At 64.4% G+C, this 11,114-nt stretch carries 15 protein-coding genes; 7 read left to right on the top strand and 8 right to left on the bottom strand.

Annotation, left to right across the window (positions count from 1 at the left end; genetic code table 11):
* The first annotated feature begins 217 nt into the window (after positions 1-217).
* On the top strand, positions 218-709 hold the full coding sequence (locus tag FV218_RS20300) for a GNAT family N-acetyltransferase (protein WP_187273118.1): 492 nt from the start codon (positions 218-220) through the stop codon (positions 707-709).
* A gap of 445 nt (positions 710-1,154) precedes the next feature.
* Here the strand turns inward: FV218_RS20300 and ribA are convergent, their stop codons facing one another.
* The 3 genes from ribA to FV218_RS20280 form a co-directional block, all read right to left on the bottom strand.
* Positions 1,155-1,754 carry a GTP cyclohydrolase II RibA gene (ribA, locus tag FV218_RS20295; protein WP_147711320.1) on the bottom strand — a complete coding sequence of 200 codons (600 nt, stop codon included), beginning with the start codon at positions 1,752-1,754 and terminating at the stop codon, positions 1,155-1,157.
* Complete coding sequence (locus FV218_RS20290; RefSeq protein WP_187273117.1) at positions 1,732-2,205, bottom strand: DUF4231 domain-containing protein; 474 nt, start codon at positions 2,203-2,205, stop codon at positions 1,732-1,734. Before FV218_RS20290 ends, ribA begins: the two co-directional genes overlap by 23 nt.
* Before the next feature lie 497 nt (positions 2,206-2,702).
* Positions 2,703-3,110 carry a hypothetical protein gene (locus FV218_RS20280; protein ID WP_147711317.1) on the bottom strand — a complete coding sequence of 136 codons (408 nt, stop codon included), beginning with the start codon at positions 3,108-3,110 and terminating at the stop codon, positions 2,703-2,705.
* A gap of 164 nt (positions 3,111-3,274) precedes the next feature.
* Here FV218_RS20280 and FV218_RS20275 point away from each other — a divergent pair, with 164 nt between their 5' ends.
* Together FV218_RS20275 and FV218_RS20270 are read left to right on the top strand one after the other, a co-directional pair.
* Positions 3,275-3,508 carry a hypothetical protein gene (locus FV218_RS20275; RefSeq protein ID WP_147711323.1) on the top strand — a complete coding sequence of 78 codons (234 nt, stop codon included), beginning with the start codon at positions 3,275-3,277 and terminating at the stop codon, positions 3,506-3,508.
* Entirely contained in the window at positions 3,505-3,798 is a 294-nt protein-coding gene (locus FV218_RS20270; RefSeq protein ID WP_187273116.1) for a type II toxin-antitoxin system RelE/ParE family toxin, read from the top strand. Before FV218_RS20275 ends, FV218_RS20270 begins: the two co-directional genes overlap by 4 nt.
* Positions 3,799-3,848: 50 nt before the next feature.
* Here FV218_RS20270 and FV218_RS20265 read toward each other — a convergent pair whose 3' ends face one another.
* On the bottom strand, positions 3,849-4,094 hold the full coding sequence (locus FV218_RS20265) for a HigA family addiction module antitoxin (protein ID WP_147711322.1): 246 nt from the start codon (positions 4,092-4,094) through the stop codon (positions 3,849-3,851).
* A 397-nt stretch (positions 4,095-4,491) separates the two neighbouring features.
* Between FV218_RS20265 and FV218_RS20260 the strand changes: the two genes are divergently transcribed.
* The 3 genes from FV218_RS20260 (at position 4,492) to mscL (ending at position 6,577) form a co-directional block, all read left to right on the top strand.
* The gene (locus FV218_RS20260; RefSeq protein WP_147711315.1) at positions 4,492-5,202 is read left to right on the top strand and encodes a phosphatidylserine decarboxylase; all 711 of its coding nucleotides are present in this window, start codon (positions 4,492-4,494) and stop codon (positions 5,200-5,202) included.
* Between the two features lie 10 nt (positions 5,203-5,212).
* The gene (gene pssA, locus FV218_RS20255; protein WP_147711314.1) at positions 5,213-6,085 is read left to right on the top strand and encodes a CDP-diacylglycerol--serine O-phosphatidyltransferase; all 873 of its coding nucleotides are present in this window, start codon (positions 5,213-5,215) and stop codon (positions 6,083-6,085) included.
* A 69-nt stretch (positions 6,086-6,154) separates the two neighbouring features.
* Positions 6,155-6,577, top strand: a complete 423-nt coding sequence (gene mscL / locus FV218_RS20250) for a large conductance mechanosensitive channel protein MscL (protein ID WP_147711313.1) — start codon at positions 6,155-6,157, stop codon at positions 6,575-6,577.
* On the opposite strand, the gene FV218_RS20245 is transcribed toward mscL, so the two are convergent.
* Together FV218_RS20245 and FV218_RS20240 are read right to left on the bottom strand one after the other, a co-directional pair.
* Complete coding sequence (locus FV218_RS20245; RefSeq protein ID WP_147711312.1) at positions 6,578-6,829, bottom strand: hypothetical protein; 252 nt, start codon at positions 6,827-6,829, stop codon at positions 6,578-6,580.
* Positions 6,830-6,982: 153 nt separating this feature from the next.
* A complete protein-coding gene (locus FV218_RS20240; protein WP_056090891.1) occupies positions 6,983-7,393 on the bottom strand; it encodes a DUF1236 domain-containing protein in 411 nt (136 codons plus the stop codon).
* A 317-nt stretch (positions 7,394-7,710) separates the two neighbouring features.
* Between FV218_RS20240 and FV218_RS20235 the strand changes: the two genes are divergently transcribed.
* Positions 7,711-8,010: a hypothetical protein gene (locus FV218_RS20235; protein ID WP_147711310.1), complete on the top strand. Its 300-nt coding sequence runs from the start codon at positions 7,711-7,713 to the stop codon at positions 8,008-8,010.
* 727 nt (positions 8,011-8,737) lie between these two features.
* Here the strand turns inward: FV218_RS20235 and FV218_RS20225 are convergent.
* Both FV218_RS20225 and FV218_RS20220 read right to left on the bottom strand, forming a co-directional pair.
* On the bottom strand, positions 8,738-9,472 hold the full coding sequence (locus FV218_RS20225; RefSeq protein WP_056090900.1) for a NepR family anti-sigma factor: 735 nt from the start codon (positions 9,470-9,472) through the stop codon (positions 8,738-8,740).
* Positions 9,473-9,607: 135 nt separating this feature from the next.
* Positions 9,608-10,423 carry a class II glutamine amidotransferase gene (locus FV218_RS20220; RefSeq protein ID WP_147711306.1) on the bottom strand — a complete coding sequence of 272 codons (816 nt, stop codon included), beginning with the start codon at positions 10,421-10,423 and terminating at the stop codon, positions 9,608-9,610.
* Positions 10,424-11,114 lie beyond the last annotated feature (691 nt).

Genomic DNA, 11,114 nt, shown 5'->3' with positions numbered 1-11,114 from the left:
AGCGAGACGTGTGGGGGTTGGGCGGGAGGCTGTGCCGGCGGAGTAGCGGGCGTTTCTTACTTGCACGCTGGTGCATTTACCCATGCTTCGTCGGCGGTTGGAAAGCGAAGCTCTGACTCGGCAGATCGATCTCAAGGTCGCATCAGGCTGCAACGAGCAGAGTTTTCATTCTTTGTTGAAAATCTCGATTTGCGGCAGGTAGATGGGAGTGGCTGCTATGGGTGAAAAGCAACCATCCCATAGGTATGCTGGACCGACGAAATATACTCTCATCCGCATCGCCGACGCCGCCGACTGGCAGGTCTACCATGCCATTCGTCGTTCCTCGCTCTGGGAGGAGAGAGGTCTTGATGGCTACGACGATGCTCGCCCGCAGGAGCGTTTTGCTCACCATCATGCCTTGCTTCTGAAGCTGGATGAGGAGGGGATCGGCACAACGCGGCTGGACGACCTGCGGGACGGAACGGGCATCGTAAGGCTGGTCGCCATCACAACGTCCCTACGGAGACAGGGGCACGGCCGTGTGCTCGACACGATGGTTGAAGGCTATGCACGAGAGATTGGGCTGAACGGACTGTTCGTGAGTGCGGCTTCAGATGCCGAGGGGTTCTATACGGCGACAGGCTGGACCCGTGTCACAACGCAGGCGCCAGAACTGCTTGGAGATGCCGATGGCTGCGTTCGAATGAGAAAATCAATCCTCCGCTAAGGGTGGGAAGCAGTCATTCTGCTTTCGGATGTAAGATCATATAGAGCCGCGCGCAGGGGCTGTTATGTTTAGTATTTATAGTTTTCTTACAGATTTTTTCTTGGATGTTCCAGCATTCAAAACCGTAATAACACGATCACTCAAGATCTTTGCGTTTTGTGCTTCGATGCTTGTGATTTGCGGCGCATTTCAAATTCCGTCTGAGTATGCATTTGTATTTTATATTTCAGCTATTATAATGCCGGTCTTTCTATGCTATCGCTACACTCAACAACGCTTTAGCTCGAAGCGTCAGTAGGCCCCTAAATAACTACCGAACGTCTGCTAGTGATAAAAAGCAGGCATTTTTATAGCTTCTGATCGGCGGCAGCTATGAAGAATAAACTTGCCGTTCGCCGAAGGTGCGAGATTTGAGCGTAGTGCAAAAAATCTTCAGAAGCGCAACTTAACCGTCAGTCCCAAAGGGTTTCATCATATGACCCAGTTTCTCAGCTTTTGATCGAAGGTAAGATTCATTCAGCGCGGTGGGTTCGCTCATATGCTCCTCCCGCGCGACATCGATGCCGCATCGTTTCAGTCCCAAGACCTTTCGCGGATTGTTCGTTAGGAGCCGGCACGACGAAACACCAAAATGATCGAGCACAAAGGCTGCCCGCTCGTACTCGCGTGGATCAATGGGCGAGCCTAGCTTCTTGTATGCTTCTGCAGTGTCTAAACCTTCGGTCGCGGTGATGTTCATGCCTTTGATTTTAGTTAGAAGACCCGCACCACGCCCATCGCAGAGCATGTAGATAAAAATCCCTCCTTCTTTCTGGATACGATGCAGGCCCATCTCTAATTGCCAGTGACAGTCAAAATCCGTGCTTTCAAAAATCTCGCCCGTGTAGCAAGCGCTTTGAACGCGGACCAACGGCGTCCTGCCTGCGAAGTTGGATTCCAGTGCTAGCACGTTATCTTGCTCGTTGTCGGACCAAGAAAAAACGTAGAGGTTAAAGAGGCCATATTTAGTGTTGAGCGGAGAATTAGCTATCTTTGGCGGTATCATCGGTTTTCCGGTTATCTGATAATTTCTTAGCTGAGCCACTGGCAAGCATTTCGGGCTCGGGAACTAAGCCTTCCCATGAATTATGCACCCAGCAGGCAATTTGCGTAATTTTCCGGGCAAGCAGCTTGTCTGCCTCCGCCGTATCGGCGAAATCCCCATCTTTAAAGTCGAAGTTGGCTTTCTGTTCCTCTAATTCGCGCTGTGCACGCCGGTACAGCACCCACAGGCGTTGCGGTTTCCTGAGTTGCAGCCAACTTGTGAGGCCGCCTGCCGTCACCGACAACAACGAGGGAACGACCTTAGACAGAAAAATTCCATCACCCAAGGTTACTAACAACGGTGCGAGCAAAGTGCACGCGATAATTGTTGTAAAAGATAACTGGGATTCCAACTTATTTTGATTGGCCTTCTCGCGCATGCCTTTTCGCATGGACTTATAGTAGTCGAGCACGGAATCAAATTTATCCTCAGGAATGGTGACGTCTTTTCGCCAACCCATGCGAAATTCCTTTATTTAAGATTCAGTTCATGTCTGATATAGAACTAAGTCAATGCGGACGAAAGTTGGGTTTGAGTTAACTATCTTCGCCAGATTCTTATTGCTGATGAGAATTTAGTCAGATTGGGAGCTGTTCGAACGTTCTATTCGGAACGGTTGCGGACTTGGACTTTTTAATCAACGTCGCTGCTGACACCGTCTTCGGTCCAGTGATCCTTATCAAGAGGGTAGTTGCTGGCCTCAAACCCTTGAAAGTGACCGCGGAATGCTGGCTGCGCTTTCAGTCTCAACACGGCAGCGTCGGCGCTCTCTTGGAATCTGTAGACACCAATGAGCTTCGCACTCTTTCTATAAAGATTATGAGCTCTGACGTGCCAGAGAACAGGTGCCGTATCCATGACTTGCGACGAATGGAAAACTTATGGCCCGCAAAGGTGGGAAGCGGATTTTTAGAGAACGGCTCGCACGTCTGCAAAAATTCTTCGCACCTGATCTAAAACACTCTCATCCCCCGTCTCGACCTCGCACCACGAACTGTCGATAGCTCGGACTATTACCCAGGGCGCATCTTCCCCTTCTTCATAGGCAGTGAACTCGCCCCAGATGATTTGGACTGTTTGGTGAACGAGTTCGGTTAGCAGGGTGCCTGACACTCGGCTCTGCGACCCGGACAATACTTTAAGGCGCTCTGCAGCCTCATTTCCGACGATCATGATGGTTTCATCGTAGCGAGCGACCCCAGCAATTTCCCACGACGCACGGATCGCCCGCTCGCCGAGCATTGTGAGCACGGCACGGGGGTCAACGACGATATTCTTCGATGGCAACAGGTCGTGTATCTGGAGGGTCTGCATCATTCTGTTCGTGTTCGCGCGCGATGGGCCACTCTGACGCTGAGCCGTAAGTTCGCAAAGGGTTGGAGGCGGACTCGGTCTCGGCCCTGAGATAGGAGTTTCCCGACAAAGAAGTTGCCGGCTTAGCCCCCTTCCGGTCGAATGGAGATTTCATGCATAATACCCACATGACCGAGCTTCTGGATCAGGCCATCGAGCGCGTCCGCGCCTTCCCGCCCGAAACACAGGACGCGTTCGCCCGCGTCCTGCTGAGCCTCGCAGGCGATGAGGACGAGCAGGCCGTCTATCAGCTCACGCCGGTCGAAACAGCGTCCCTCGCCAAGTCCCTCGCACAGGCCGAACGCGGCGAGTTCGCGAGCGATGAGGAGGTGCGGGCCGTGTGGGCGAAGCACGGCCTTTGAGGCTGCGCTACACCCCGGAGGCGGTGGCCGAACTCGCCGGCGTCCTCGACGGGATCGCGGACCAGTCGCCACAGGGCGCGCGCCGCGTCCGGTCGCGCATCCTGAAGACGATCGATCTTCTCACCGAGCATCCCCACAGCGGCCAGCGCACGAGCCACCCGACGCTGCGGCGCATCGTGGTGCGGCCCTATCCCTACCTGATCTTCTACCGTGTGACCGACGCCGAACTGATCGTCATCGGTGTCCGCCATGCCGCCCGCGACCCCGCCTCCATGCCGGATGCGTCCTGACGCGGAACGGCTCACGGCGGGAGTGGCAGGGTCCGAACACTCGTGCGGCCTCAAGACTGTTTATCGGCCTGCGCGATATCGAAATTGTCCTGCATCCGCATCAGCGTCTCCCTCGATACGCCGAACGCCTTTTCGAGGCGTCGGGCCATGTCCGGCGACAAGGCGGCCCGTTCGTTGACCAGATCGAGCAGGGCCGGGTGGGGCACCCCGAGGGCAACGGCGGCGTCCGTGAGGGACAGGCCGAGGTCTTCTGCGAGTTCGCGGACGAATTCGCCCGGATGGGCCGGGTTTTTCAATTGGATGCCTTGATCGGGCACTGCGTTTCCCTCCGTGACGATTCGGGCTCTCGACCGAGGCCAAAGTTACACCACGGGTCGCGCCAAACCACCGCCCCTGTCCCGGGCGCATGGAGCGCCAGCGGAAGGCGACCCGGGACCCAGCGCAAAAAGGCGCGCAGCGTCCGGCTTCCGCGCCCGCGCTGGGAGTCGCGCCGCTGCGCGGCTCGTCGTGTGCTGGGTCCCGGATCGCCTTCCACTGCGTTGCAGGCGTCCGGGAAAGGGGGTGCGTCCGCGAGGGGGCGTCGCCGCCCGCCGCCAAAACCCCCCAAAGGTTGACGCGCGCCCCCCGCCCTGCCATCGCGCGGAGTCCGGATTCCCGTTCGCGCCCGTGCCGGGCCACGATCTGAAAGACCGCATGTCCGACCTCCTCGAGACGATTCGCCGAACCCTCGTGCCGATCCACAAGGAGGGCTATCCGTTCATCCTCATCGGCATCGTGCTGACGGTGATCGGCGGGTACTTCGCCCAGTCCCTCGGCTGGATTTTTCTGATCCTCACCCTGTGGGTCTGCTACTTCTTTCGCGATCCGGAGCGCGTCACCCCCGTGGGCGACGGCCTCGTGGTGTCGCCGGCCGATGGGCGGGTGAACCTCATCTCCACGGTGCTGCCGCCGCCCGAGCTCGACCTGCCCCAGGAGCCAATGCTGCGCATCTCGGTGTTCATGAACGTGTTCGACTGCCACGTGAACCGCGTGCCGGTGACGGGCCGGATCGGCCAGATCCACTACACGCCGGGCCTGTTCCTCAACGCCGAGCTCGACAAGGCCAGCGACGACAACGAGCGCAACGGCCTCGTCATGGAGACGACGCACGCGGGCGCCCCCTTGCGCATCGGCGTGGTGCAGATCGCCGGGCTGGTGGCCCGCCGCATCGTCGGCTGGGTCCACGCGGGCGACACCCTCAACGTCGGCGAGCGCTTCGGCCTGATCCGCTTCGGCTCGCGGGTCGACGTCTACCTGCCCGTGGGCACCCGCGTCCTCGTCGGGCTGGGCCAGAAGGCGGTGGCGGGCGAGACCGTCCTGGCGGATCTGGCGGGTGGACCCGAGCGCACGTTCCGGCGCATCTGAGGGGATGAGCATGGACGACCTGTTCCCGCCCTTCGCCCCCGACGCCAACGAGCCGCGGCCGCGCCGGTTCAAGCCGGTGCCGTTCCGGATGATCGCGCCGAACATGATCACCCTGATGGCCCTGTGCCTCGGGCTCACCGCCATCCGCCTCGCCTTCGAGGGCAAGTTCGAGCCCGCCGTCATCGCCATCGTCGCCGCCGCCTTCCTCGACGGCATCGACGGGCGCGTGGCCCGGATGCTCAAGGGCACCTCGCGCTTCGGGGCCGAGCTCGATTCGCTGGCCGACTTCGTCAATTTCGGCTGCGCCCCGGCCCTGATCCTCTACGGCTTCGCCCTCAAGGAGCTGAAGTCGGTCGGCTGGATCGTCGCCCTCATCTTCGCCATCGCCATGGCGCTCCGCCTCGCCCGCTTCAACGCCATGCTGGACGATCCCAACCGCCCGGCCTGGAAGAAGGACTTTTTCGTCGGCATGCCGGCGCCGGCGGGGGCGCTCACGGTGCTGCTGCCCCTCTACCTGCACTTCCTCGGCCTGCCCCTGGAGCGCTGGGCCGCCCCGGTGGTGCTCGGCTACATGCTGTGCATCGCCCTGCTCGTGGTCTCCACGGTGCCGACCTTCTCCGGCAAGACCGTGGGCAAGCGGGTGCCGCGGGAGGCCGTGCTGCCGATCTTCCTCGTCGGCGTCGCCGGCTTCGGCCTGCTGATCTCGTTCCCGTTCGAGGCCATGGTGGCGCTCAGTCTCGGCTACCTCGTCACCCTGCCCATCGGCGCGGCGCAGTACCGCCGCCGGGCCAGGGCCGAAGCGCGCGCGGCCGCGAGCCTGCCGGCCCCCGACGACGACCGCGACCCCGGCGGCTCCGAGCGCGATCGCGCCGTGGACAGCTGAGCGGCGCGCCTGTCGCGGTGCAACAGCATCCCGTAGTCTTCGCGGAGGAAATTTCCGCGGGGACGCACGATGTTCGAAGAATTCAAAAAATTCGCCCTGCGCGGCAACGTGGTCGATCTCGCCGTCGGCGTGATCATCGGCGCGGCCTTCGGCGCCATCGTCACCTCGGCGGTGCAGGACGTGTTCATGCCGATGATCGGGGCGATCACGGGCGGCCTCGACTTTTCGAACTACTACATCGCCCTGTCGTCGAGCGTGCAGAAGGGCGCCGCCTATGCCGACGCCAAGAAGCAGGGCGCGGTGATCGGCTACGGACAGTTCCTCACGGTGGCGATCAATTTCATGATCGTCGCCTTCGTGCTGTTCCTGGTGATCCGGGCCATGAACCGCCTCGTCACCCGCGAGGAGGCCAAGCCCGCCCCCGAGGTGCCGGCCGACGTCAAGATCCTGACCGAGATCCGCGACCTCCTGGCGACGAAGCCGGCGGTCTGATCAGCGCGCTTTCCCCGTCAGGTCCTCGACGAGGCCGTCGAGGGCCGATTCCACGGCGCCGGTGCCCTCCTCGTGGGTCTTCAGGCGGACTTCGAGGCGCTTGAGCTGGGGCCCGAACGCCGCCGGCGTCACCGGATCGCCGAGGTATTCCGGCACGGCCTCGTCCGTGGTGAAGACCGAGCGCAGCTGCTGGCCGAGGTGGTCGCGCACCGGCTCCGGCAGGGCCGCGTCGGGCAGGGGGTGGTCGCTCACGGTGAATCTCCCGTCGTGCTGAAGACTGGGCAACGATCCGGACGGGGCAAGTGTTGCGCCGCCTTCGACAAATCATCGCCCGCGCCACAAGAAAAAGCCCCCGTCGCCGGGGGCTTTCTCAGTTTCGGAGGCGGCGCGACGTCGGTCCCGATCTCAGTCGATGACTTCGACGATGCGGCGGCTGCGGTCGACCAGCACCGGGCGCTCGTTGACGATGGTGTAGCGCGAGTCGCGGGCGTTGTACTCGTCCGGCACGTCGTAATAGGTCACGCCGGCGCTCGGCAGCACGGTGCCGACGCGGACGTCGCCATCGTAGGCGTAGGACGAGCGGCGCTCGCGGGTGACGTACTGGCGGAAGCGCGGACGGTCGTCGACGCCGAGGATGCCGCCCACCGTGCCGGTGGCCGCACCGACGGCACCGCCCACGATGGCACCGAGGGGACCGGCCGCATCGGCGCCGTCCTGCGCGCCGCGCTCGGCGCCGCGGACGAGGCCCTGGGCCTGCGCGGCCATCGGCAGGCTGAGGGCGAGGGCCGAGACGGCCAGAAGGGTCTTGAGGGTCATGGTTCACATCTCCCGATTGAAGTGTCCCGCGTCGCTGTGAAGCGCTGCCGGGTTCGGGGCCTCAACGTGCGACCCCCGCAAAGGGATGCCGAAAAACCTGCGGCCGGCGGCGCAGGGCCGGTGGCGCAGGGCCGGCAGCGAACCTCCGGGGACGGAGCCGGTACGCCCCGATCGAAGTGGGGCCGGCCCTCATCCCCGCTCCCGTCGATGATGTGAGAAAGGGCACAATGCCTTGCGGAAGGGCACATGAGTCTATGGATTATGCAGTCTGTGTGGGACGTTGATTAAATTATAGGCCACTCGCACAGAAGAGCATCATGAAGCACCTCGTCGTCGCCCTCGCCGCCGCTCAGATCCTCGCCCTCGGCACCGGCGCCGCCCTCGCCCAGTCGCGGACGTGGAACGCCCTCAAGCAGGCCCCGACCTACCGCGCGCCGCAGCAGACCATCGAGATCCCCCGGTCCGAGGCGCGCCGCGACCCCACCGGCGTCCTGCGCGGCCAGGGCGTCAGCAGCCTCCACGGCGGCATGGGGAACATGGGCGGCGGCTCCGGCCGCAGCGCCAACACCGGCATCGGTCTCGGCGGCATCGGCGCATCGCAGGGCGCGCGGAACTAGGGGTTTTGGGGGGCGCGGCAGTTTTAGGCGCGAATCGCGACGTTTAAGGAAAACCGACCGCCTGGCGCGCATCCCCTCGCCCCGTCTGCGGGGCTACGGAATTCACACATCCAGCGTTTTGCCTGGCAGAGCGCGTTCTTCTCCCCCTTGCGACAGGGCAATCGCAGGTGAACCGCGACGGGCGCCCTCTCCTGTTTGGGAGAGGGTTGGGGTGAGGGTCGTCGACTCTCCGGAGAGTTCGCACACCTCACCCCCGCCCTCTCCTGGAAGGCTACGGCATTCACACATCTCGCGGGATGCTCGGGTCCCCTCTCCTGGAAGGAGAGGGACAGGGTGAGGTGTGTGACCCTTTCGGAGAGTTCGCACACCTCACCCCAACCCTCTCCTTCCAGGAGAGGGGGCCTGTCGCGACCGTTCGAAGCGCTTTGCCTCGCCGTTCGAGCGCCGGGAAGACCCATCTGCGATCGCCCTGCCCTTGCGGGGAGAGGTTAGGAGTGGGGGTGGTTGGGTGACCCTGAGCCGGCTGAGGCTGGCGGAGCCACCCCCACCTCCGACTCCTCCCCGCAAGGGGGAGGAGAGCCGCGTCGCGCTGACAATGTGTGAATCCGGAAGGCTTGCGGGCAGAGGGGAATGCGCGCCTGCGGCCGACGCAACAGGCGAACGACCGGCGTGCGGTCGACCCGCCCTCCGCGACCACCCGGACGCAGCACCGGACAACGCGCCCGCTTCAGTCCTTCGGCATCGCCGACTGGATGAGCCGGTCCGACGACAGGTCTTCCTCGTCGTAGCCCAGCAGTTCGGCGAGGCGCCCGCGGGCGCGGCTGACGCGGCTCTTCACCGTGCCGACCTTGCAGCCCATGATGGCGGCGGCCTCCTCGTAGGAGACGCCCTCGGCGCCGACGAGCACCAGGGCCTCGCGCTGGTCGGGCGGCAGCTTGGCCAGCGCCGTCTGCAGGTCTTCCACGTCGAGGCGGTCGCCCTGGTGCGGGGCGGTGGCGAGGCGGGCGGCGTAGGAGCCGTCCTGGTCCTCGACCTCGCGCACGCGCTTGCGGTGGTCCGAGTAGAAGATGTTGCGCAGGATGGTGAACAGCCACGCGTTGAGGTTGGTGCCGGGCTGGAACCGGGCGCGGTGCTGCCAGCCCTTGAGCAGGGTGTCCTGCACGAGGTCGTCGGAGCGGGCCGGGTTGCTCGTGAGCGACAGGGCGAAGGCGCGCAAGGACGGCACGGCGGCCAGGAGGCCGTTGCGGAACTCGGGCTCGATGGCCTCGCCGCGGGCCTTCAGGGCCGCTTCGAGCTTCTCGATGAGTTCGGCGAAGCGGCTCGGCTGCTCGTCCGTGGGCAGGCGGTCGTAGACCGTGCGCAGGTGATCGCCGAGATGCGTCCGGATGTTGGACGACAGGTTCGGGCGGGCATCCGCCGGGGCGTCGAGGTCGGCGGCAGTGTCGGTCGCGTCGCGGGTCATGGCTCGTCGTGTTCTGATCGCGGGGGAGGGCGGCACGCCGCTGCGCGCGGGGCCCGTCGTTTGAACGCGTTGTAGCGCATCCCGCCCGGCCACGCATCCCGGCCCGCAACCGTCAGGGTTGCGCGGTCCCCGGCATCAACAGCCGCAGGGGGACGGCGCCCGCGCGGACACCCGGCCGTTGGGCTTGAGGATGCGCACGGCCCCGTCGCGCAGCGACAGCACGTGGCCGCGCTCGACGTCGGTCCAGCACTCGTCGCGGGTGAGGGCCTTGGTGGCGATCACCGTCACCACGTCGTCGGTGCCCGTCTCCTGGGCGAAATCGACGCGCCAATCCTCGTCCACCAGGGTGGCGGTGCCGAAGGGCGCGCACCGGGTGAGGTAGCACAGGCGCTTGCCGCAATGGGCGTAGAGGGTGCGGCTGTCCGAGAGCAGCATGTTGAACACGCCCAAGGCGTGGAGCTCGGCGCAGAGGTCGGCCACGGCGCGGTCGAGGCGGGCCGGGCTCGGCAGGTCGGGCCAGCGCTGCTGCAGCTGGTCGAGCATCCAGCAGAAGGCGTGCTCGCTGTCCGTGGAGCCCACGGGCTTGAACCAGGTCAGGGGCCACCTCTTCACGCCCTTGAGCTGGCCATTGTGCGCGAAGGTCCAGCGCCGGCCCCACAATTCCCGGCTGAACGGGTGGGTGTTCTCGAGGTTCACCCGGCCGCGGTTCGCCTTGCGCACGTGGGCGATGACGATGCGGCTCTTGATCGGCGTGCGGCGCAGGAGTCTTGCGAGCTCCGACTGGGCGCTGGGCTCCGGCTCGTGGAAGGCGCGGGCGCCCCGTCCCTCGTAGAACGCGATGCCCCAGCCGTCGGCATGCGGACCGGTCTCGCCGCCGCGCCGCGCCAGGGCGGCGAAGGAGAACCGGATGTCGGTGGGCACGTTCGCGCTCATGCCGAGCAGTTCGCACATGGGGGGGCGGGCGCTTCTTCAGGGGCGAGTTGGACCGGGCGGAGGACCGGACGGGTTGCTGGGTCTAGTGCATGATGGGCAAAAGCGGAACCGCGCAGGGGCCGGGCGGCGCGTCCCGGCGGCCGGACGAAGCACTTCGGATTGCCCTTCCCCTTGCGGCAGGGCGATCGCAGATGAGACGCGACCGGCCCCGTCTCCTGCCGGGCTACCGCATTCACCCATCGGGCGGGCAGCGCGGGTCCCCTGTCCTGGAAGGAGAGGGCGATCGCAGAGGGGTGCATGCGTTTGGGCCGGCCGTTGCCCCTTCGTGCAGAGCGTCTGCGCGCATCCCCCTCTCCCCGCCTGCGGGGAGAGGGCCGTAGGCACCCCGTCGTGCCTGCGGCGAGCGCAGGCGAAGCCGCAGCGACGGTGAGGGGGCGATTCCGGAAGAGTCTCACTCGGAATCGCCCCCTCACCTTCGGCTGCCGCCTCGACGCGCTCCCCGGCAGGGGGGAGACGCGTCCCTCTCCCCGCAGGCGGGGCGAGGGGATGCGCACGGGGGGCGGCGCTTCGTCGACAGCCCCTTCTGCGGCGGCTTCAGACCGTTTCGCGTTGGATTGGCGGGTTCGTGTCACGGCGCCGCAGCCCCCGCTCCCGATAAGTCACGGGTGTCCCCTCCCCCTTGCGGCAGGGCGATCGCAGAGGATGGTCC

The sequence above is a fragment of the Methylobacterium sp. WL69 genome (genome assembly GCF_008039485.1).
Lineage (GTDB): Bacteria > Pseudomonadota > Alphaproteobacteria > Rhizobiales > Beijerinckiaceae > Methylobacterium.
The sequence above is the reverse complement of the archived record's forward strand: the minus strand, read 5'-3'. Positions and strand labels throughout refer to the sequence as shown.

What these genes read in the sequence shown, in the direction of transcription:
- FV218_RS20300 (WP_187273118.1), top strand. Translation starts at nt 218, where the DNA reads ATGGGTGAAAAGCAACCATCCCATAGGTATGCTGGACCGACGAAATAT.
- ribA (WP_147711320.1), bottom strand. Translation starts at nt 1,754, where the DNA reads ATGATACCGCCAAAGATAGCTAATTCTCCGCTCAACACTAAATATGGC.
- FV218_RS20280 (WP_147711317.1), bottom strand. Translation starts at nt 3,110, where the DNA reads ATGATGCAGACCCTCCAGATACACGACCTGTTGCCATCGAAGAATATC.
- FV218_RS20275 (WP_147711323.1), top strand. Translation starts at nt 3,275, where the DNA reads ATGACCGAGCTTCTGGATCAGGCCATCGAGCGCGTCCGCGCCTTCCCG.
- FV218_RS20260 (WP_147711315.1), top strand. Translation starts at nt 4,492, where the DNA reads ATGTCCGACCTCCTCGAGACGATTCGCCGAACCCTCGTGCCGATCCAC.
- pssA (WP_147711314.1), top strand. Translation starts at nt 5,213, where the DNA reads ATGGACGACCTGTTCCCGCCCTTCGCCCCCGACGCCAACGAGCCGCGG.
- mscL (WP_147711313.1), top strand. Translation starts at nt 6,155, where the DNA reads ATGTTCGAAGAATTCAAAAAATTCGCCCTGCGCGGCAACGTGGTCGAT.
- FV218_RS20240 (WP_056090891.1), bottom strand. Translation starts at nt 7,393, where the DNA reads ATGACCCTCAAGACCCTTCTGGCCGTCTCGGCCCTCGCCCTCAGCCTG.
- FV218_RS20235 (WP_147711310.1), top strand. Translation starts at nt 7,711, where the DNA reads ATGAAGCACCTCGTCGTCGCCCTCGCCGCCGCTCAGATCCTCGCCCTC.
- FV218_RS20225 (WP_056090900.1), bottom strand. Translation starts at nt 9,472, where the DNA reads ATGACCCGCGACGCGACCGACACTGCCGCCGACCTCGACGCCCCGGCG.
- FV218_RS20220 (WP_147711306.1), bottom strand. Translation starts at nt 10,423, where the DNA reads ATGTGCGAACTGCTCGGCATGAGCGCGAACGTGCCCACCGACATCCGG.